Source organism: Sandaracinus amylolyticus (assembly GCF_000737325.1).
In the GTDB taxonomy this organism is placed as follows: domain Bacteria; phylum Myxococcota_A; class Polyangia; order Polyangiales; family Sandaracinaceae; genus Sandaracinus; species Sandaracinus amylolyticus.
In genome coordinates this window covers 7,107,114-7,126,284 of record NZ_CP011125.1, presented here as the reverse complement: position 1 = coordinate 7,126,284, position 19,171 = coordinate 7,107,114, and the positions used below count along the sequence as shown (strand labels likewise).

Sequence of the window (19,171 nt, the reverse complement as noted above, 5' to 3'; positions counted from 1 at the left end):
CTTCTTCTCTCCCCGCGGGAACGAGCGAACGACGATGACGCTGACGATCCTCTTCGCGATCACCGCCGTCCTCTACCTGCTGGCGGGGTCGCTCTACCTCGCGTTCCTCGCGCGCGACGGACAGCAGCTGGCGCGCGGCGGCACCGCGCTCCTCGGGGTCGCGGTCGTCTCGCACCTCGCGTTCCTGGCGGTCGACTTCCTCGCGGCGGGGAACGTGCCGATCGCCGACATCCACCAGGCGCTCGCGGTCGCGTCGCTGCTCGTGGTGCTCGGGTATCTCGCGACGGTGCGCGGCAAGCCGCGCCTGCTCGTGCTCGGCGCGTTCATCACGCCGGTCACGCTGCTGCTGTTCCTCGGCGCGGGGTTCCGGCGCGGCGTCGCGGTGGTGGGCGAGGGGATGCGCTCGGCGATCCTCCCGCTCCACGTGGTCAGCAACGTGCTCGGGCTCGTCGGCTTCGCGCTCGCGTTCGCGGCGGCCCTCGCGTACGTGCTCCAGGAGCGCCAGCTCCGCCGCAAGAACCTCGGCGGGCTCTATCAGCGCCTGCCTCCGCTCGACGTGCTCGATCAGCTCTCGTTCCGCCTCGTGGTGCTCGGCTTCGTGTTCTTCACGGGCGGCGTGATCACCGGCACGTTCTGGGCGGTCCGCCTCGATCCGAGCGCGCCGACGATCGGCGCGACGCAGACGATCGGCGTGCTCGCGTGGCTGCTCTTCGCGGGCGTGCTGCTGCTGCGCGTCGCGGTGGGCTGGCGCGGGAGGCGCGCCGCGATCGGCACGATGATGGGCTTCCTCTGCGCCTGCGTCGTGCTCGTCGGCTACATGCTGCGCGGCGAGGCGGGCTGATGGCGGAGATCTTCGTCATCGGGCTCTCGCACCGCAGCTCGCCGGTCGAGCTGCGCGAGAAGCTCGCGGTGCCGAGCGGCGAGCTGCCGAAGCACGTGAAGGAGCTCGCCGAGCGCGCGCACCTCGCCGAGGCGGTGATGATCTCGACGTGCAACCGCGTCGAGGTCTACGGCGTCGCGGCGGACTCGACGGGCGCGCGCCGCGCGCGCGAGGTGCTCGCGGCGCGGATGCCCGAGGGCGCGCTCGATCCGCACCTCTACGAGCGCTCCGGCGCGGAGGCGGTGCGTCACGCGTTCCGCGTCGCGTCGAGCCTCGACTCGATGGTCGTCGGCGAGCCGCAGATCCTCGGTCAGTTCAAGGAGGCCTACGCCGCCGCGACCGAGGCGGGCGTGATCGGCGGCCTGCTCGATCGCTGCTTCGCGAAGGCGTTCGCGGTCGCGAAGCGCGTGCGCACCGAGACCGGCATCGCGTCGGGCTCGGTGAGCGTCAGCTCGATCGCGACCGACCTCGCGAAGAAGATCTTCGGCGACCTGAGCGGCAAGCGCGTGCTGCTGATCGGCGCGGGCAAGATGGGCGAGTCCGCGGCGAAGCACCTGCGCAAGCAGGGCGCGAAGCTCTTCGTGCTCAACCGCAGCCGCGAGCGCGCGCTCGAGCTCGCGAAGGCGTGCGACGGAGAGCCGCGCTCGCTCTCGGAGCTGCCGGGCGAGCTCGCGCTCGCCGACGTCGCGATCGCGAGCACGTCGAGCGATCGCTTCGTGGTCACGACCGACCTGATGAAGGAGGTCGTGCGCGCCCGGAAGTACCGCCCGCTCTTCCTCATCGACATCGCGGTGCCGCGCAACGTCGATCCGCGTGTCGGTGACATGGAGAACGTGTTCGTCTACGACGTCGACGACCTGCAGAAGGTCGCGCAGGAGAACCTCACGGCGCGCAAGCGCGAGGCCGAGGCCGCGGAGCGCATCGTCGACGTCGAGGCGCGCACCTTCGAGGAGTGGCGCAAGCAGCTCGATCTCAAGCCGATCATCGTCGGCATGCGACGCCACGTGCGCGAGGTCCTCGCGGCCGAGCTCGAGCGCACGATGCCGCGCCTGTCCGGCGATGCGGCGCGTGATCGCGCCGCGCTCGAGAAGATGCTCGACGCGGCGACGAACAAGCTGCTGCACCAGCCGCTGACCGAGCTGAAGAAGGCGGCCGAGGCGGGCGACGGTCAGGTGCTCGCCGTGGTGCGCCGACTCTTCCCGGTCGAGGAGGCCGCCGCCGAGGGCGCGAGCGTGTCGCGCATCGCCCCGGCGCTGCCTTCCGAGCCGCCCCCCGCGAACGTCGCGGCGAAGAAGTCGGGTACCTGAGCCTCGCGATCTCCGCGGCTCGTGGCGCACCGTCGCGAGGCGGACGACCACGCTTGGCGGTGTCGTACACGGGCCCATTTGCGCCTGCATAGGAGGCAGCAACATGCGCAAGGGGTCTGCGCCGCTCGTCGCGGCGGCGTTGGTGGCCGCGCTCTCCGGGTGCGGCAGTGGGAGCGCGAACACCGCGCGCACGAGCGCGGGCAAGGCGGACGCGCCGGGGGGCGAGGCGAGGGCCCAACCGGTCTCGCGCTCGCCGGTGCCGGGCGCGACGCGCCCTGCGCGCGCCGAGGACGTCGCGCTGCGCGCGTTCGCGGCGTCGCCGGTGGGCGTGATCGACGAGGATCACGTCAACGGCTACGTCGTGCGCCTCGAGATGCACAACTCGAGCGCCGATCCGATCACGCTCGAGCGCGTCTGGGTGCACGCGTCGGTCTACCAGAACGGCCTGCTGGTCCACGGCTGCGACGAGGGCGAGCTCGAGCTCGTGACCGCGTCGATGCTCGAGCTCCAGCCGGGCCAGGGCTACGCGATCAACCACGTGCTGCCCTGCGCGCTCGACGAGAGCGGCCGCTACGATCTCGTGTCGGTCGTCGTGGTGGGCATGCCGCCGGGCGCCGAGGGGCTCGAGCAGACGCTGCGCTTCTCGCAGTCGGTCGCGACCCCGCTGATCGTCGACGCGGATCTCCCGGCGTTCTCGCCCGAGCGCGACGAGCCGGAAGAGACCGCGGCCGCGGCGCAGTGATCGCTCACTGCACCGCGTAGCGAACGCGGACGTGCACGCGGATGCGAGTCGTGTCCGGCTGGACCGGGGTCGTCGTCATCGCATCCGCGGCCTCCATGCGCGCGGCGAACGGGCGCGGGCCTTCGTCGGCGATCGTCTCCTCGATCGCGATCGGCGCGCCGAGCTCCACGCCCGCGAGCTCCGCGAGCTGCGACGCGTCGCGCCGCGCGGCGTCCATCGCCTCGCGTCGCGCCTCGGCGCGCGCTGCGCTCGGGTCGGTGACCTCGAGCGTGACGCTCTCGAGCCGCGCCTGATCGCCGCCCGCGCCGACCGCCGCGTCGATCACCTCGCCCGCGCGATCGATCTCGGCGATGCGCACCTCGAGCTGGTTGCGCGCCGTGTAGCCGAGCAGGCGCTGGCCCTGCTCGGTGTACTCGTACTCGGGCGTGATGGAGAGGCTCGCGGTCTGGGTGCGATCCTCGGGGATGCCCGCGCCGCGCAGCGCGGCGATCATCGCGCTCGTCGCCTGGGCCGCGGACTCGCGCGCCTCGGCGACGCTCGGACGGCGCGACTCGATGCCCACGCGCACGACCGCGAGGTCGGGGCGCGCCTCGGAGTCGCCCTGACCCGTGACCTGGATGCCGACGTCGTCGCGCACCAACGTCGTGCCACCTGCGCCTGGATGCGCACACGCGGCGAGCCCGAGCAGCGCCGCGATCCCCATGAGGCGTTTCATGGGCGCCCGACATGGGTACGAGAGCGCTCGATCCAAGGCGCGAATCAAGGCACATTCCGGCGCGATGAAGCTCCGCATCGCCACCCGTCGCTCGCCCCTCGCGCTCGCGCAGACGCGCTGGGTCGCGGAGCGGATCCGCGCCGCGTCGCCCGGGATCGAGATCGAGGAGGTGCAGCTCGTCACGCAGGGCGATCGGGTGCTCGACGTGCCGCTCGCGAAGGTCGGCGGCAAGGGGCTCTTCGTGACCGAGGTCGAGCAGGCGCTCGAGGACGGGCGCGCCGACATCGCGGTCCACTCGATGAAGGACGTGCCCGAGAAGCTCGCCGCGGGCATGGAGCTGATCTGCGTGCCCGAGCGCGAAGATCCGCACGACGTGGTGATCACGAAGAGCGGCGAGGGCTTCTTCGATCTCGCGGCGGGCACGCGCGTGGGCACCTCGTCGCTGCGGCGCGCGGTGCAGCTCCACGCGGCGCGCAACGACGTCGCGTTCGCGGTGCTGCGCGGCAACGTCGGCACGCGGCTGCGCAAGCTCGACGACGGCGAGTACGGCGCGATCGTGCTCGCGAACGCGGGGCTGCGCCGGCTCGGGCTCGCGCAGGATCGCAAGCTCGAGGTGCTCTCGGTCGAGCACTCGATCCCCGCGGTGGGGCAGGGCGCGCTGGGCATCGAGGGGCGCGCCGACGACGCGCGCTCGCGCGCGCTGCTCGCGACCCTCGAGCACGGCCCGACGCGCGTCGCGGTGGAGGCGGAGCGCGCGTTCCTCGTCGCGCTGCACGGCAGCTGCACCACGCCGCTCGCCGCGCACGCGCGCATCGAGGGCGGCTCGCTGCAGATCGACGCGATGGTCGGCGCGATCGACGGCTCGCACGTGGTGCGCGGCGGCATGCACGACTGGGTCGACGTCACCGCGACCGAGCAGGCGATCGCGAAGGCACGCGAGATGGGGCGCGCGCTCGCGGACTCGCTGCTCGAGCAGGGCGCGCGCGCGCTGATCGACGAGGCGCGCGCGTCCAGCGATCCGTACGTGCACCTCTACTCGAAGCCGAACTGAGCCGGCGCGGCGCCCGAGCCGTCGAGCGTGGTGCCGGTTTCACGCGGAGTGTGCTGCGTTTGGCACACGCTGGCGCTCGGGCCGCGTTTCGCGCGTGAAAACGCGAGGCACGGAAGGTGCTGAACGCGGCCGCTGCATATGGCCTCACGTTCGTTCCTCTCGTTCTCGCTGGTGCTCTCGCTCTCGCTCTCGGCCTCCGTCGCCGCCGCGCAGGATCCAGCGCCTGCGCCGCCCGGCACCTACGCGCTCACGGTCGCCCTCGACGACGTCGTGCTGCCGCTGCTCGCGGCCGCCGAGACGGACGCCGCCCAGGGGCGCCCTGGGCTCGCCTGGGCGCGCGCCCAGGTGGTCCTCGAGACGCTCCCCGCGTCGTCGACCCTGCGGGTGCGCGCGGAGGGCGTGCGCCTGGTCGCGCAGCAGGCGCTGGGAGCCACCGCGGTCGAGCCGACGTCGCCGGAGGTGCTCGTCGAGCCGCTGGTCGTGCAGGCCGAGCAGGACACCCAGCGCGGCTCGCACGCGCTCGCGATCGCGCGCCTCGACTTCGCGCTCGCGCGCGTGCCTGCGGCCGGTGAGCTCGCGCGGCGTGCGCAGGCGCTGCGCGCCGCCGCGTCGCAGCTGATCGTGCAGGGCGCGAGCGCGCCGGCGGTCACGGTGCCGACCGCGCCGGCCGGTCAGCCCGCGGTGGTCGCGCCGTACGGGGGCTACGCGCCGATCGCGCCCGCGACCGATCCCGAGCTCGCGAACGCGCGGCCGGAGGAGCCGGTCGACCCCACGCGGCGCGGCGACGCCGAGGCGATCGAGCTCTACATCACCGCCGCCGCGTACGGCGTGTACCTCGGCTTCTGGATCCCGTTCGCGGCCGGGCTCGAGGGGAACGACTCGTCGAGCGGCGGCTCGCCCGAGAACCTCGGGTACTCGCTCTCGATGCTCGCCGGTGGCGGCGTGATGGCGCTGCTCGTCGCCGGGCTCGACTCGGGCGACGGCCTGCGCACCGGCGTGGGCCCGTCGATCAGCATGGGCCTCCGCTACGGGCTCGGGATGGGCTTCCTGATGTGGGGCGCGCTCGATCCGGTCCTCTCGTCGACGCGCCTGCCCTCGCCCGATCCGACCTGCACGTTCTGCGAGGGCCCGGAGAACCGCGGCGGCTGGGCGGAGCGCACCGCGCTGCCGATGGCGTTCGGGCTCGGCGGCGGGCTGCTCGGCGCGGTGATCGGCTACGGCACGTCGCCCTCGACCGACGACGTGCGCTTCGTCGAGACCAGCGGGATCTGGGGCACCGGCCTCGGTCTGCTCTGCGCGATCGCGGCGGCGCAGGACTCGTCGCAGGGCTTCGGCATCACCGCGACGGGCCTCGGCGTCGGCTTGCTCACGACGTCGATCATGGCGGGCGCGGGCGTGGACGTGTCGGCGCGCCGTGGCTGGCTCATGACGCTCGGCTTCGCGATCGGCGCGGGCGCGGGCACGATCGTCCCCGCGCTCGCGGCGGCGGGCACCGGCGACTTCGATTACCGCATCTTCGGCGCGGTCGCGGCGGTCACGTCGATCGCGGGGCTCGTCACCGCGTTCATCCTCACCGACGGAATGGACGAGCGGATCCGCGAGCGCGATCGCGAGCGTCGCGAGCAGCAGCGCGTCGCGTTCGATCCGATGCGCGACCTGCGCATCGGCGCGGGACCGACCGAGGGCGGCGGCGTCTTCACGCTGAGCGGTCAGTTCTGATCGCGCGTGGATCGTGGAGCACGGTGCTCGCGCTCACCGTGCTCGTCGCGCCCGCGGTGGAGGCGCAGGCGCCACCGCCAGCGCCCGACGCCTACGCGTCGCACGTCGTGATCGACGACGTGCTCGCGCCCTTGGTCGAGGCAGCGGAGGTCGACGTCGCGCGAGGGCGCGCGCTCCTCGGATGGGCGCGCGCCGAGTGGGCACGCGAGCGGGTCCCGGTGGGCTCGTGGCTCGAGGCGCGCGCGTCGGTCGTGATCGCGGCCGCCCGCAGAGAGGTCGGCGATGGACCGACGATCCACGCGCTGATGCGCGACGTGGTGCTCGCGCCGCTCGTCGCCGCCGCGGAGGGCGCGCGCGACGAGCTCGCGCTGCGGCGCGTCGAGCACGTGCTCGCGAACGTCGATCCCGAGAGCGAGCTCGCGCGTCGCGCGACCGCGCTGCGGAGCATCCTCCGGCGACGCCTCGAGCCGCCCGCGACGCGCGTCGTGCTCGCTCCGTCCGCCGCGCCGCGCCCGCCGCCCGATCCCGCGCGCCGAAGCGACGGCGAGCTCGTCGATCTCTACGTGAGCGCCGGAATCCTGGGTGGATACGCGGGGTTCTGGGTCCCCTACGCGCTCTCGCTCGATGACGACGGCTGGTACGCGCTCAGCGTGCTCGGAGGCGCGTCGCTGCTCGCGCTCGGCGTCGTCGGGATCGACTCGGACGACGGGCTCCGCCGCGGCGTCGCGTCGACGCTCGCGGTCTCGATCCGCTACGGCATGTCGCTCGGCTTCCTGCTCTGGGGCGCGCTCGATCCCGAGCTCGCGCCGATCTCCTCGGATCGGCGCGGCATGGCGGAGCGCGCGTTCGTGCCGCTCGCGGGCGGGCTCGCCGGAGTGCTCGTCGGCGCAACGATCGGGCTCGGGCTGTCGCCCTCGGTCCAGCACGTGCGCTTCGTCGAGACCGCTGGGCTCTGGGGAACGGCGCTCGGCCTCCTGGTCGCGAACGCCGCGAGCACCGACGGACCGACCGCGTTCGCGCTGGGCGCCGGTGGGCTCGGCGCCGGCGTCGTCGTCGCCGCGCTCGTCGCGGGCGCGGGTGTTCGTGCCGACGCCGCGCGCGGCTGGCTCCTCACGCTGGGCTTCGCGAGCGGGACGCTCGTCGCGGGCATCGTCGCGCTGATCGCGCAGGGCGAGCCTTCGCTCTTCGGCATGGTCGGCGTGGGCACCTCGGTCGGCGGCCTCGCGCTCGCGTTCCTGCTGACGGAGGTGCTCGGCGGCGACCACGAGCACGCGTATCGCATCGCCGCGCTCGAAGGCGTGCGCGTGACGCCGATCGACGGCGGCGCGATGGTCTCGCTCAGCGGCGCGCTCTAGACGGATCGATCCACACGATCGTCGCGGTCTCGAGCGACACCTGCGCAGGGCGCTCGCGCGCGGCGAGGTTCACCGCGATGGAGCCACAGCGACCGAACAGCGCCGCCCGGATCGCGTCGACGATCGGCCGCTGCGCGGCGGGCCCGAGCGCGTGGTGCACGTCCTCGACGAGCTCGAGCCAGGTGCGGCACAGCGCGTCGAGCGGGAAGAGCGGGGTGCGATCGACCAGCGCGCCCTCCGCGAGCAGCGCTGCGAGCCGGGCGTGGGTGCGCGCGGGATCGATCCCTTCGCACGCCTCCGCGCCGAGACCGACCAGCGCGATCCGCGCCGCACTCGCCGCGCGCGCGTCGTCGAGCAGACGTGCGCCGCCGATCACGATCGCTCCGTCGAGCGTGTCGGCGCGCGTGATCTCACTCGGCAGCCCCCGGTCCGCGAGCGCCTTCGCGAGCGGCGCGGCGAGGGGATCGTCGCACGCGATCGCGAGATGCATCGGCACACCGCGCTCGTGCAGCGCGAGGAGGATCGTCGCCCCCGCGAGCAGCGCGCCCGGCTCGGCGCCGATCAGCGTCGCGCGGTTCGTGCGGAGATCGAGCGGCCCGAGCGCGCGCTCCATTCGAGGGGTCCTCCCGTTGCCACGGCTGGGGTCCTATGGATATCACCCCAACCAGCCATGACCCAGGCCGCGAACGACAATCCGCTGCTCGAGCTCGACTCGATCCGCATCCCCTTCGACCGCATCCGGCCCGAGCACGTGCGGCCCGCGATCACGACGCTGCTCGCTCGCGCGCGCGCTGCGATCCACGAGATCGGCGAGCGCACCGCGCCGCGGACCTATGCGAGCACCCTGGGCGCCCTGGACGATGCGACGGAGTCCCTCTCGCGCGCGATGGGCGTCGTGTCGCACCTCGAGTCCGTCGCGACCACGCCGGCCCTGCGCGAGGCGTACAACGACGTGAAGCCCGAGGTCAGCGCGTTCTACACGTCGATCCCGCTCGACCCGAAGCTCTGGGAGGTGCTCCGCGCGTACGCCGACACCGACGACGCGAAGAGCCTCGATCCGATCCGCGCGCGCCACCTCGCGAAGACGATCGACGAGTTCCGCCGCGCGGGCGCGGACCTCGACGCGGACGGCAAGAAGCAGCTCGAGGCGATCGACGTCGAGCTCTCGACGCTGACCACGAAGTTCTCGCAGAACCTGCTGGACGCCACGAACGCGTTCGAGCTCGTCGTCACCGACGAGAAGAAGCTCGCCGGCCTGCCCGAGAGCGCGCGCGAAGCGGCGCGCGCGAGCGCGCAGCAGAAGGGCATCGAGGGCTGGCGCTTCACGCTCCAGGCGCCGAGCGTGATGGCGGTCCTCACGTACCTCGACGACGCCGAGATCCGCGAGAAGATCTGGTGGGCGTACAACACGCGCGCGAGCGGCGAGCAGTTCGACAACCGCCCGCACCTCCTGCGCATCCTCGAGCTGCGCAAGGCGAAGGCGAAGCTGCTCGGGCGCGACGACTTCGCGGACCTCGTGCTCTGCGATCGCATGGCGAAGACCGGGTCCGACGCCGCGCAGTTCGTGACGAAGCTCGAGTCGCGCACCCGCGACGCGTTCGAGCGCGAGAAGCAGGATCTCGAGGCGTTCCGCAAGAAGGCGCAGGGCGGCAAGGCCGGCCCGATGCAGCCGTGGGACGTCGGCTACTGGTCGGAGAAGCAGCGCCTCGCGCTCTACGACTTCGACGAGGAGGCGCTGCGCCCGTACTTCCCCGCGGAACGCGCGCTGCAGGGCGTGTTCGACATCGCGCGCCGTCTCTACGGCATCGTGGTCGAGCCGTGGGAGAACGCGCCGACGTGGGATCCGTCGGTGCGCACGTTCCTGGTGCGTGATCCGAAGCGCGGCGAGCAGATCGGCGCGTTCTACGTCGACCTCTATCCGCGCGAGAGCAAGCGCGGCGGCGCGTGGATGGCCGGTCTGATCACGGGCGGTCCGATCGACGGGGGAGGGTTCTCGCCGCACCTCGGCCTCTTCTGCGCGAACGCGAGCCCGCCGGTGAACGGCAAGCCCGCGCTGCTGACGCACGACGAGGTGGAGACGCTGTTCCACGAGTTCGGGCACCTGCTGCACCACCTGCTCTCGCGCGTGCCGGTGCGCAGTCTCGCGGGCACCCACGTCGCGTGGGACTTCGTCGAGCTGCCCTCGCAGATCATGGAGAACTGGACGTGGGAGCGTGAAGCGCTCGACTTGTTCGCGCGCCACGTCGAGAAGGACAGCACGATCCCCGGCGAGCTGTTCGAGAAGATGCAGCGCGCGCGCACCTACCGCGCCGCGACCGCGCAGATGCGCCAGCTCGGGTTCGCGACCGTCGATCTGACGCTGCACCGCGAGTACGACCCGAAGAAGGACGGCGACGTCATCGAGTACGCGCGGCGCGTGATGGAGCGCTTCGCGACGACGCCGCTGCCGAGCGGGTACGCGATGATCACGGGCTTCTCGCACCTGTTCGCGCACCCGGTCGGGTACGCCGCCGGCTACTACTCGTACAAGTGGGCCGAGGTGCTGGACGCGGACGCGTTCTCGCGCTTCCAGCGCGAGGGGCTGTTCAGCGAGCGCGTCGGCGCGGAATTCCGCGACAAGCTGCTCTCGCGCGGCGACGCGGACGAGCCGATGAAGCTCTTCGTCGACTTCATGGGGCGCGAGCCCGATCTGAACGCGCTGCTCGAGCGCAATGGGCTGCTCCCCCCGACCGCGCCGGGTGAGATGCCCGACGCCAGCTGAGCGGTCGCCGATTCGACAGTCTCGAGCGGTCGCCGCGCGGCGATCGCACTCTGGTAGCCTCGCGACTCGATGGCAGCGCGAGCTCTGGGTGTGATCGCCGCGTCGTTCCTGGTGCTCGGCGCGTGCGGGGATCCCGACGATCCAACGGTCGACGCGGCGACCGACGCGCCGTCCGTGTGCACGAGCGACGAGCAGTGCGACGACGGTGCGTTCTGCAACGGTGAGGAGCTCTGCCTGCCGCGCGCTCCGGGCGCCGACGCGCGCGGGTGCGCGACCGATCGCGCCGCGTGCCAGGACGATCAGGTCTGCGACGAGGAGGCCGATCGCTGTCGCCAGGACTGCGCCGTCGCGACCGACGCCGACGGCGACGGCGCCGACGCGATCGACTGCGGCGGCGAGGACTGCGACGACACGCGCGCCGACGTGCGCCCCGACGCGACCGAGGTCTGCGACCCCGACGGGCGCGACGAGGACTGCGATCCCACGACGTTCGGCGATCGCGACGACGACGGCGATGATCACGTCGACGACGCGTGCTGCAACGGCGATCGCTGCGGCGACGACTGCGACGACGAGGACGACGCGACGTACCCGGGACAGGTCGAGGCCTGCAACGAGCGCGACGACGACTGCGACGGCGACACCGACGAGACCGTGCTCGTTCGTTACGTCGTCGACGCGGATCGCGACGGCCACGGCGCCGAGGGCTCGAGCGAGAGCGTGCTCGCGTGCGCCCCGCCCGCCGGGTACGCGGAGGTCGCGGACGACTGCGACGACGCGATCGGGAGCGTGCACCCGGGCGCATACGATCGCTGCGACGGCACGGTCGACGACGACTGCAGCGGCACCGCGGACGATCCGCCGGGTGGCTGCGCGTGCGCGAACGGCTCGTCGCGCACCTGTCCGCTCCCCGGCGCGTGCGGCGCGAGCACGCAGACGTGCGTCGCGGGCACGTGGCCCGAGTGCGCGGTGATCGCGACCGACGAGGTCTGCGGCAACGGGCTCGACGAGGACTGCGACGGAGCCGCGGACGACGGCTGCACGTGCGACGAGCCGGTGCGCTTCTGCGGCAGCGACGTCGGCGCGTGCGAGCGCGGCGTGCAGGTCTGCGCGAACGACGGCGCCTGGAGCGCGTGCTTCGACGCGATCGATCCGACGCCCGAGACCTGCAACGACGTCGACGACGACTGCGACGGCACGGTCGACGAGGGCGTGTTCTTCCGCTGCTGGGACGACGGCGACGGCGACGGCTACGCGACGCTGACCGCGGCCGTCACCGCGATGTGCCGCACGTCGTGCCCCGCGGGCACGACCTCGCGCGATCCCGCGAACGTCGCGCAGCGCGACTGCGACCCCGGCGACGGGCGCGCGTTCCCCGGTCAGACGAGCGGCTTCGGGACGCCGCGCCCGGGCGGCAGCTTCGACTTCGACTGCAACGGCGCGGCGACGATCACGTCGTTCATCCTGAGCTCGTGCGCCGACGACGGGACCGGGCGGTGCGTCGCCGACGAGGGCATCGACGCGCCCGGGCCGTGCGGCTCGGCGACCACGTTCCGCGTGTGCGCGCCGATGAGCGCGGGCTCGAGCGGAACGCGCTGCGAGCAGGCCTTCGTGTGCGGCCCGGCCGAGAATTGCGGCGACTCGAACCGCGTGGCGTGCCGATGAGGCGGACGCTCCTGCTCGCGCTGGTGCTCGTCGCGTGCGGCGATCCCTCGCCCGTGCTCGACGGCGGCACCGACGCGTTCCAGGCCTGCACGAGCGACGACGCGTGCGACGACGGCGCGTTCTGCAACGGCGCCGAGCGCTGCGATCCCGATCACGAGTCCGCGGACGCGCGAGGCTGCGTGTCCGGCCGCGCGCCGTGCAGCGCGCTGCAGGTGTGCGACGAAGCGAGCGAGTCGTGCGCCACCGACTGCCTCGCGACGCGCGACGCCGACGAGGACGGATCGCGCGCGATCGAGTGCGGCGGAGACGACTGCGACGACGCCGATCCCGAGGCGTTCCCGGGCGCGAGCGAGGTGTGCGATCTCGACGATCGCGACGAGGACTGCGACCCGACGACGTTCGGCGAGCGCGACGCCGACGAGGACGGCTTCTTCGACGCGACGTGCTGCAACGGCGCGACGTGCGGCGACGACTGCGACGACGGTCGCGCCGCGGTGCGCCCCGACGCGGTCGAGGTCTGCGACGAGCGCGATCAGGACTGCGACGCGCTCGTCGACGAGACGGTCACGATCACGTTCGTCGTCGACGCCGATCGCGATGGTCACGGCGACGCGCGAGAGGGCGCGGAGACGCGTCGCGCGTGCACCGCGCCGACCGGCTTCGCGCGCAGCGCCGACGACTGCGACGACGCCGAGGGCTCGATCCACCCGGGCGCCTACGACGCGTGCGACGACGACGACGTCGACGACGACTGCAGCGGCACGCCGAACGACCCGCCCGCGGGCTGCGGCTGCGAGGACGGCGCTTCGCGCACCTGCCCGCTCCCCGGCGCGTGCGCCGCGAGCAACCAAACCTGCGTCGACGGGATCTGGGGCGCGTGCGGCGTCCGTCCGCGCGCCGAGATCTGCGGCAACGAGCTCGACGAGAGCTGCGACGGCGCGCCCGACGACGGCTGCACGTGCGACGTCACCTTCCGCGCGTGCGGCAGCGACGAGGGCGTGTGCGTGCGCGGCGTGCAGTCGTGCGCGAGCGGCGCGTGGGGCGCGTGCGTCGGCGAGGTCGGCCCCGCGCCCGAGACCTGCGACGGCGAGGACGACGACTGCGACGGCGACGTCGACGAGGGCACGACCGTGCAGTGCTACGCCGACGCCGACGGCGACGGCTTCGCACCTCCGAGCGCGTTCGCGATGTCGCGCTGCGGTCCTGCGTGCCCCGAGGGCACCACGTCGCGCGCGCCCTCGAGCGTGACCACCACGGACTGCGACGACCTCGACGCGCGCGCGTTCCCCGGGCAGACCGGCGCGTTCGGCGAGCCGCGGACCGGCGTCGGCGGCTTCGACTTCGACTGCGACGGCGTGACCGAGGCCGGGCGCAACAACGCCGGTTGCATCACGAACGCCGCCGGCGACGGCTGCGTGTACGGTCGCTCGTACTCGGGCAACGAGTGGTCGTGCGGGCAGTACGTGCCGTGGCAGGACTGCGCGTTCTACGACGGCGAGTGCCGCGATGCGGGCGGCTGCACGCCGGGCATCGGGAGCAACTGCGAGCGCTACGCCTGTCGTTGACGCGCGTGCCAATACGAGACAACGTCGCGCGCGATGCCGTTCGCGATCCGAGGCGGGGTGCGCCTCTACTACGAGCTCACCGGCAACGAGGCGGGACCGGCGCTGCTGCTCATCCGCGGGCTCTCGCGCTCGAGCCGCTACTGGTACGACGTGCGCCCGCTGCTCGAGCCGCACTTCCGCGTGCTGGTCCTCGACAACCGCGGCGTCGGGCGCAGCGACGCGCCCGGCCCGGGCTTCACCACCGCCGACATGGCCGACGACGCGGCGGCCGTGCTCGCGGCGAGCGGCGTTCATCGTGCGAACGTGTTCGGCCTCTCGCTCGGCGGGATGATCGCGCAGCAGCTCGTGCTGCGACATCCCGGGCGCGTCGAGCGGCTGGTGCTCGGCGCGACGACGATGGGCGGCCCCGGCGCGCATCGCACGCCGCCCGACGCGATCCTCGGCTTCCTGCGCACGGCGAACGTCACCGTCGCCGATCAGATCCGCGTCACGATGCAGTGGGCGATCGATCCCGACGCGCTCGCGCGCCGCCCGCAGATCGTCGACGAGTGGATCGCGATCGCGGAGAGCGAGCCGCGCAACCGCCTGGCGCTCGCTGGTCAGCTCCTCGCGGCAGGGATGCACGACACGAGCGCGCACCTTCACCGCGTGCGCGCGCCCACGCTCGTCGTCACCGGCGATCGTGATCGTCTGATCCCGCCGATGAACAGCCATCGCATCGCGCGCACGATCCCGCGCGCGCGCCTCGAGGTGCTGCCGGGCGCGGGGCACGACTTCACGACCGAGCGCCCCGCGGAGGTCGCGTCGCTCGTCTCCGGGTTCTTCAGCGCGGCGTGACGCCGGCGTCCGCGCCGTAGCGGCTGCGCCACTCGTCCTCGACGTGCTCGACCACGCGCTCGGTCGCGTCGCGCGCCTCCGAGCCCAGCTCCTGCGCGGGCTCGGTCGCGGCGATGCGCAACGCGTGCTCGTGCAGCGTGCGCTGCCCGAGCGGCACGAAGAACCACACGTACGCGACCACCGCGAGCCCGACGAGCGAGAGCGCGGCGCTGATCAAGCGGCGCAGCACACCTTTTCGTACCACCGACGACGCGCGGGTGCGAAGTTTCGTGAACCTCTCGCGCCCGGGCTCGACGCTCGCCGGGCTGCGACTCACACACGATCGGCGTGGGGGGCTCTGGTAGAGTGGCCGGCGTGGGTGAGCGCGACGATCGCGACGCGACGCTCGACGCGTCGTTGGTCGACGACGAGTCGGGGCCGCGCGAGAAGCAGCACGTCGCCGCGAGCGCGGATCTCGTGCCGGGTCAGCTCTTCGCGGGTCGTTACCTCGTCGAGGGCCTGCTGGGCCGCGGCGGCATGGGCTCGGTGTGGCGCGTGCGCGACCAGATGGTCGGCGAGACCGTCGCGCTGAAGACGCTCTCGCTGCACGACGGCTCGGACCGCGCGATCGAGCGCTTCCGCCGCGAGGTGCGCCTCGCGCGCCGCATCACGAGCCCGCACGTCGCGCGCACCCACGACCTCGGGAGCCAGGGCGGCGTCCACTTCCTCACGATGGAGCTCATCGAGGGGCCGAGCCTCTCGCGCCTGCTCGAGAAGGAGCGCCGCCTCGCGCACGATCGCGCGGCGCGCATCGCGGCGCAGATCGCGGACGGGCTCGCGGCCGCGCACGCGGCCGGCGTGGTGCATCGCGATCTCAAGCCCGACAACGTGCTGATCGAGGCGCGTACGTCGCGCGTCGTCGTGACCGACTTCGGCATCGCGCGCGCGCTCGACGCCGACGCCGCGCAGCGCACCGGCGGCATCGTCGGCACGCCGCTCTACATGGCGCCCGAGCAGATCGCGGGGCGCACCGTGGACGCGCGCGCGGACCTCTACGCGCTCGGCCTCGTGCTCTTCGAGCTGCTCACGGGCGAGGCCGCGTTCGCGGCGGACACGCCGATCGCGGCCGCGGTGAAGCGCCTGCAGCAGCCCGCGCCCGATCCGCGCTCGCTCGTCGGTCTGCCCGATGCGCTCGCGGACATCGTGATGCGCTGCCTCGAGCGCGATCCGTCGCGCCGTCATCCCGACGCGGCGAGCCTCGCGCGCGCGCTCGTCGAGGTCGCGGGCACCGGCGCGATCGTCAGCCTCTCCAACGTGTCGATCGCGTCGCCGACCGCCACGCCCACCGCGAACCGCTCCCCGGTCGCTCCGCTGCTCCGTGGTGATCGCGCGCTCGCGGTCGTGCCGTTCGCGTACCGCGGACCGAGCGATCAGGACTGGCTCGCGCCGGGCATCGGCGACGAGCTGATCGACGTGCTCTCGCGCACGCGCGGGCTGCGCGTGCTCGGTCGCGGTGCGGTGCAGCACCTCGACGGCTCGCGCGACGCGCGCGACATCGGGCGATCGCTCTCGGTCGACTACGTGATCGACGGCACCGTGCAGGTCGCGGGCCCTCGGCTGCGCGTGACGGTGCGCTTGCTCGACGTCGCGACCGGCGTGCAGCAGTGGAGCGAGCGCTTCGACAGCGAGGTCGAGGATCTCTTCGCCATCCAGGAGCAGGTCGCGCAGCGCATCGCGGAGTCGCTGCGCCTCTCGCTGCACGGAGTCGGCGCGGCGGGCGCGATCTCGCCCGAGGCGCTCGAGCTCTACGTGCGGGCGCGTCATCGGCTGCGCACCGCGAACGCGGTGAGCCCGGTCGAGACCGCGGAGGCGCTCGAGCGCGTGATCGAGCTCGCGCCCGACTTCGCACCGGCCTACGCGAGCTACGCGACGGCGTGCGTGCGCGCGTGGTTCCTCCCGAGCCCGAGCTCCACGCGCGACTGGGGCGCCGAGGCCGCGCGTGCGATCGAGCGCGCGGTCGAGCACGCGCCCGACCTCGCGGAGACGCACTACGCGCGCGCCCAGATCGCATCGCAGCACGGCCGCTACCGCGAGGCGGTCGGCGCGGTGCGCACCGCGCTCTCGATCGCGCCCACGCTGCCCGAGGCGCACCAGTTCCTCGGCATGCTCCAGGTCGAGGCGGGACGCGCGAAGGAAGGCCTGCAGCGCATCGACCTCGCGCTGCAGCTCGATCCCAACCTGCTCTTCGCGTCGCTCGAGAAGATGCGGTGGAACGGGCAGTACGGCGACCTCGTCGTGTTCGACGCGATCGCCGAGAAGTGGTCCGACGATCCGACGAAGCAGCCCTTCCTCGCGCAGCAGCTCGTGCGCGTGGGCGCGTTCCGCCGCGACGAGGCGCGCATCCGCCGCGGCATCGTGCTGCTCGAGGATCTCGACATCCCGTCCGCGCCGTTCATGAAGCTCTACGCGCGCGTGATGCTCGGCGAGCGCGAGGTGCAGGGTGGCCTCGCGGCGCTGCGCACCGTGCTCGACGGCAAGGTGAGCGACCGCTTCCGCTCGCTCGTGCACCAGCTCTGCGCCGAGGCGTACGGACGCCTCGGCGACGTGCCGAGCATGATGGAGCACGTACGCGGCGGCGCGGAGAGCGTGCTCGTCGACCTCGAATGGATGGATCGCTGCCCCCTGATCGAGCAGGCGCGAGCCCAGCCGGAATTTGCCGAGCTGCGCCGCAAGGTGCGCGCGCGCTGCGAGCAGATCTGGGCCGCGTAGTCCGTTACGCGGTGAGCGTCGTCATCGCGTGACGTGCGCAGGGGAGTGCGCGTTTGCCCGATCCAGCGTCGTCCGGCATCCTCCGCCGCGCGCTGCGTTTCCAGAGACGCAGCGCGAACGGGAAGAACGAGAATGGCCGTCCGAACGCTCGAGCTCACCGATCCCACGTTCACGCCCAAGGCGCAGCGGAACGCTCTCGAGAAGCTCGCGCTGCGCTTCATCCGCGACGAGCGAGACCTGCCCTTCGTGTGGCTCTCGCTGCAGATGACGTTCGTGCTGATCCCGCTCGCGATCGTCCTCTACTGGCCGGGCGTGTTCCGCTGGTGGATGGCGCCGCTCTACTGGGCCGTGCTCTTCGGCGCGTTCTTCGATCGCTACATCCTCATGCTGCACAACACCAGCCACAAGCCGCTGTTCAAGCGCGAGCATGGCTGGGCGAAGTTCTACATCCCGTGGGTGCTCGGTCCGTTCTGCGGCGAGACCCCGGAGACCTACTACATCCACCACATCACGATGCATCACGCGGAGGGCAACCTCCCGCGCGACCTGTCGTCGACGATGAAGTACCAGCGCGACTCGCTGGTCGACTTCCTCCGCTACTGGAGCGACTTCTTCTTCCTGTCGATCTTCAAGCTGGCCGCGTACCAGCTCGGCAAGAAGCGCCCGCGCCTCTTCGCGTGGATGATCGCCGGTGAGCTCTCGTTCTACGCGCTGGTCGCGCTCGGGCTCGCGCTCGCGCCCGGTCCGACGCTCACGATCTTCGTCGTGCCGTTCCTGCTCTGCCGCTTCCTGATGATGTGCGGCAACTGGGGCCAGCACGCGTTCATCGATCAGAACGATCCGGGCAACAGCTACAAGTCGTCGATCACCTGCATCAACGTCCGCTACAACCAGCGCGCGTTCAACGACGGCTACCACATCTCGCATCACCTCGTGGCGAACCGCCACTGGACCGAGCACCCCGGCGAGCTGCTCGCGAACCGCGCGAAGTACGCGGCGAACGGCGCGATCATCTTCCAGGGGATCGACTTCTTCCAGGTGTGGTTCTTCCTGATGCTCAAGCGCTACGACGTGCTCGCGAAGCACTTCGTCGATCTCGCGGAGCAGCCGCGCAGCGACGAGGAGATCATCGCGCTGCTCAAGTCGCGCGTGCAGCGCTTCGACGTGTCGCGCCCCGAAGTGCTCGCGGCCGTCCCGGCCTGACGAACATCGGCTCGCCCGCTCCGGACCCTTCCGTCCGCGTGCTCCGCCCGCTCCGTGCGGGCCCGGCGCAGGCGAGCACTCCCGCTCAGATCACCGGAGCGCGCGGCGGATCGCGCCGAGCGTCGCGACCCTGCCCGGGCCGAGCGTGTCGCGCTCGATGTCGACGAGCGCGTCGAGGATCGCGCCCTCGTTGCCGGGCTCGACGCCGAGCCACGCGAGCGCGTCGCCGATGTGGCCCGGCACGAACACCGCGAAGCGCGGGTTGAACAGCGTGAACGCGCGCGCGACCGTGCGCACGACCGTCGACACCGTGACGAGCGCGACGTTCGGGTACGTGCGTCCCTGCGCGATCAGCGCGTTCACCGGCGCGCGCTGCGTCATGTCGGGCGCGCCCCCGTCGGTGATCGCGAGGTTCCCGATGCGCTCGAGGTCCCAGTCGACGGCGCGTGAGCGCTCCTCGAGCAGCGCGACCCACGCGTTCCACTCCTCTTCGGAGGGCGGCAGCGTGGTGTGCATGGCGACGACGAGCTCCCGCCCGCCGGGGAGGCCGGTGATCCGCCCCATCGCCATGTTGCGCGAGCTGGGCTCCATCCGTGGTGATCATCGTCCCGCAGCGGTAAGTT

16 protein-coding genes are annotated in these 19,171 nt (G+C 72.7%); 12 read left to right on the top strand and 4 right to left on the bottom strand.

Going from position 1 to position 19,171, the window contains the following annotated elements; genetic code table 11:
• The first annotated feature begins 34 nt into the window (after positions 1–34).
• The 3 genes from DB32_RS30230 to DB32_RS30220 all read left to right on the top strand — a co-directional run bounded on the left by DB32_RS30230 (position 35) and on the right by DB32_RS30220 (position 2,929).
• Positions 35–841 carry a cytochrome C assembly family protein gene (locus tag DB32_RS30230; protein WP_157069565.1) on the top strand — a complete coding sequence of 269 codons (807 nt, stop codon included), beginning with the start codon at positions 35–37 and terminating at the stop codon, positions 839–841.
• Positions 841–2,187, top strand: coding sequence for a glutamyl-tRNA reductase (gene hemA / locus DB32_RS30225; protein WP_053236121.1), 1,347 nt, complete (start codon positions 841–843; stop codon positions 2,185–2,187). Before DB32_RS30230 ends, hemA begins: the two co-directional genes overlap by 1 nt.
• A 103-nt stretch (positions 2,188–2,290) precedes the next feature.
• The gene (locus tag DB32_RS30220; protein WP_157069564.1) at positions 2,291–2,929 is read left to right on the top strand and encodes a hypothetical protein; all 639 of its coding nucleotides are present in this window, start codon (positions 2,291–2,293) and stop codon (positions 2,927–2,929) included.
• Between the two features lie 4 nt (positions 2,930–2,933).
• On the opposite strand, the gene DB32_RS30215 is transcribed toward DB32_RS30220, so the two are convergent.
• Positions 2,934–3,644 (bottom strand): SIMPL domain-containing protein, encoded by a 711-nt coding sequence (locus DB32_RS30215; RefSeq protein ID WP_169791608.1) that lies wholly within the window; start codon positions 3,642–3,644, stop codon positions 2,934–2,936.
• 64 nt (positions 3,645–3,708) lie between these two features.
• Here DB32_RS30215 and hemC point away from each other — a divergent pair, with 64 nt between their 5' ends.
• The 3 genes from hemC to DB32_RS30200 all read left to right on the top strand — a co-directional run bounded on the left by hemC (position 3,709) and on the right by DB32_RS30200 (position 7,769).
• Complete coding sequence (hemC, locus tag DB32_RS30210) at positions 3,709–4,695, top strand: hydroxymethylbilane synthase (RefSeq protein ID WP_053236118.1); 987 nt, start codon at positions 3,709–3,711, stop codon at positions 4,693–4,695.
• Between the two features lie 138 nt (positions 4,696–4,833).
• Positions 4,834–6,414: a hypothetical protein gene (locus DB32_RS30205; RefSeq protein WP_053236117.1), complete on the top strand. Its 1,581-nt coding sequence runs from the start codon at positions 4,834–4,836 to the stop codon at positions 6,412–6,414.
• A 23-nt stretch (positions 6,415–6,437) separates the two neighbouring features.
• On the top strand, positions 6,438–7,769 hold the full coding sequence (locus tag DB32_RS30200) for a hypothetical protein (protein ID WP_053236116.1): 1,332 nt from the start codon (positions 6,438–6,440) through the stop codon (positions 7,767–7,769).
• On the opposite strand, the gene DB32_RS30195 is transcribed toward DB32_RS30200, so the two are convergent.
• Entirely contained in the window at positions 7,753–8,382 is a 630-nt protein-coding gene (locus tag DB32_RS30195) for a hypothetical protein (protein ID WP_053236115.1), read from the bottom strand. The genes DB32_RS30200 and DB32_RS30195 overlap by 17 nt on opposite strands.
• Positions 8,383–8,439: 57 nt before the next feature.
• Here DB32_RS30195 and DB32_RS30190 point away from each other — a divergent pair, with 57 nt between their 5' ends.
• The 4 genes from DB32_RS30190 (at position 8,440) to DB32_RS30175 (ending at position 14,597) form a co-directional block, all read left to right on the top strand.
• The gene (locus tag DB32_RS30190; RefSeq protein ID WP_053236114.1) at positions 8,440–10,530 is read left to right on the top strand and encodes a M3 family metallopeptidase; all 2,091 of its coding nucleotides are present in this window, start codon (positions 8,440–8,442) and stop codon (positions 10,528–10,530) included.
• Between the two features lie 69 nt (positions 10,531–10,599).
• Positions 10,600–12,195 carry a putative metal-binding motif-containing protein gene (locus tag DB32_RS30185; RefSeq protein WP_083457940.1) on the top strand — a complete coding sequence of 532 codons (1,596 nt, stop codon included), beginning with the start codon at positions 10,600–10,602 and terminating at the stop codon, positions 12,193–12,195.
• Positions 12,192–13,760 carry a putative metal-binding motif-containing protein gene (locus DB32_RS30180; protein WP_157069562.1) on the top strand — a complete coding sequence of 523 codons (1,569 nt, stop codon included), beginning with the start codon at positions 12,192–12,194 and terminating at the stop codon, positions 13,758–13,760. Before DB32_RS30185 ends, DB32_RS30180 begins: the two co-directional genes overlap by 4 nt.
• A 33-nt stretch (positions 13,761–13,793) precedes the next feature.
• Positions 13,794–14,597 carry an alpha/beta fold hydrolase gene (locus tag DB32_RS30175; protein ID WP_053236111.1) on the top strand — a complete coding sequence of 268 codons (804 nt, stop codon included), beginning with the start codon at positions 13,794–13,796 and terminating at the stop codon, positions 14,595–14,597.
• Here the strand turns inward: DB32_RS30175 and DB32_RS30170 are convergent.
• On the bottom strand, positions 14,584–14,826 hold the full coding sequence (locus DB32_RS30170) for a hypothetical protein (protein ID WP_053236110.1): 243 nt from the start codon (positions 14,824–14,826) through the stop codon (positions 14,584–14,586). The two genes, DB32_RS30175 and DB32_RS30170, sit on opposite strands and share 14 nt — an antisense overlap.
• A gap of 125 nt (positions 14,827–14,951) precedes the next feature.
• Between DB32_RS30170 and DB32_RS30165 the strand changes: the two genes are divergently transcribed.
• A complete protein-coding gene (locus tag DB32_RS30165; RefSeq protein WP_157069561.1) occupies positions 14,952–17,345 on the top strand; it encodes a serine/threonine-protein kinase in 2,394 nt (797 codons plus the stop codon).
• Between the two features lie 132 nt (positions 17,346–17,477).
• Positions 17,478–18,548, top strand: a complete 1,071-nt coding sequence (locus DB32_RS30160) for a fatty acid desaturase family protein (RefSeq protein ID WP_053236108.1) — start codon at positions 17,478–17,480, stop codon at positions 18,546–18,548.
• Between the two features lie 90 nt (positions 18,549–18,638).
• On the opposite strand, the gene DB32_RS30155 is transcribed toward DB32_RS30160, so the two are convergent.
• Positions 18,639–19,139 (bottom strand): hypothetical protein, encoded by a 501-nt coding sequence (locus DB32_RS30155; RefSeq protein WP_053236107.1) that lies wholly within the window; start codon positions 19,137–19,139, stop codon positions 18,639–18,641.
• Between the last annotated feature and the right edge of the window lie 32 nt (positions 19,140–19,171).

Excerpts from the sequence above, each read along its gene's own strand:
- hemA (WP_053236121.1), top strand. The coding sequence starts at position 841 with ATGGCGGAGATCTTCGTCATCGGGCTCTCGCACCGCAGCTCGCCGGTC.
- hemC (WP_053236118.1), top strand. The coding sequence starts at position 3,709 with ATGAAGCTCCGCATCGCCACCCGTCGCTCGCCCCTCGCGCTCGCGCAG.
- DB32_RS30195 (WP_053236115.1), bottom strand. The coding sequence starts at position 8,382 with ATGGAGCGCGCGCTCGGGCCGCTCGATCTCCGCACGAACCGCGCGACG.
- DB32_RS30230 (WP_157069565.1), top strand. The coding sequence starts at position 35 with ATGACGCTGACGATCCTCTTCGCGATCACCGCCGTCCTCTACCTGCTG.
- DB32_RS30205 (WP_053236117.1), top strand. The coding sequence starts at position 4,834 with ATGGCCTCACGTTCGTTCCTCTCGTTCTCGCTGGTGCTCTCGCTCTCG.
- DB32_RS30160 (WP_053236108.1), top strand. The coding sequence starts at position 17,478 with ATGGCCGTCCGAACGCTCGAGCTCACCGATCCCACGTTCACGCCCAAG.
- DB32_RS30185 (WP_083457940.1), top strand. The coding sequence starts at position 10,600 with ATGGCAGCGCGAGCTCTGGGTGTGATCGCCGCGTCGTTCCTGGTGCTC.
- DB32_RS30215 (WP_169791608.1), bottom strand. The coding sequence starts at position 3,644 with ATGAAACGCCTCATGGGGATCGCGGCGCTGCTCGGGCTCGCCGCGTGT.
- DB32_RS30175 (WP_053236111.1), top strand. The coding sequence starts at position 13,794 with ATGCCGTTCGCGATCCGAGGCGGGGTGCGCCTCTACTACGAGCTCACC.
- DB32_RS30180 (WP_157069562.1), top strand. The coding sequence starts at position 12,192 with ATGAGGCGGACGCTCCTGCTCGCGCTGGTGCTCGTCGCGTGCGGCGAT.
- DB32_RS30190 (WP_053236114.1), top strand. The coding sequence starts at position 8,440 with ATGACCCAGGCCGCGAACGACAATCCGCTGCTCGAGCTCGACTCGATC.
- DB32_RS30220 (WP_157069564.1), top strand. The coding sequence starts at position 2,291 with ATGCGCAAGGGGTCTGCGCCGCTCGTCGCGGCGGCGTTGGTGGCCGCG.
- DB32_RS30155 (WP_053236107.1), bottom strand. The coding sequence starts at position 19,139 with ATGGAGCCCAGCTCGCGCAACATGGCGATGGGGCGGATCACCGGCCTC.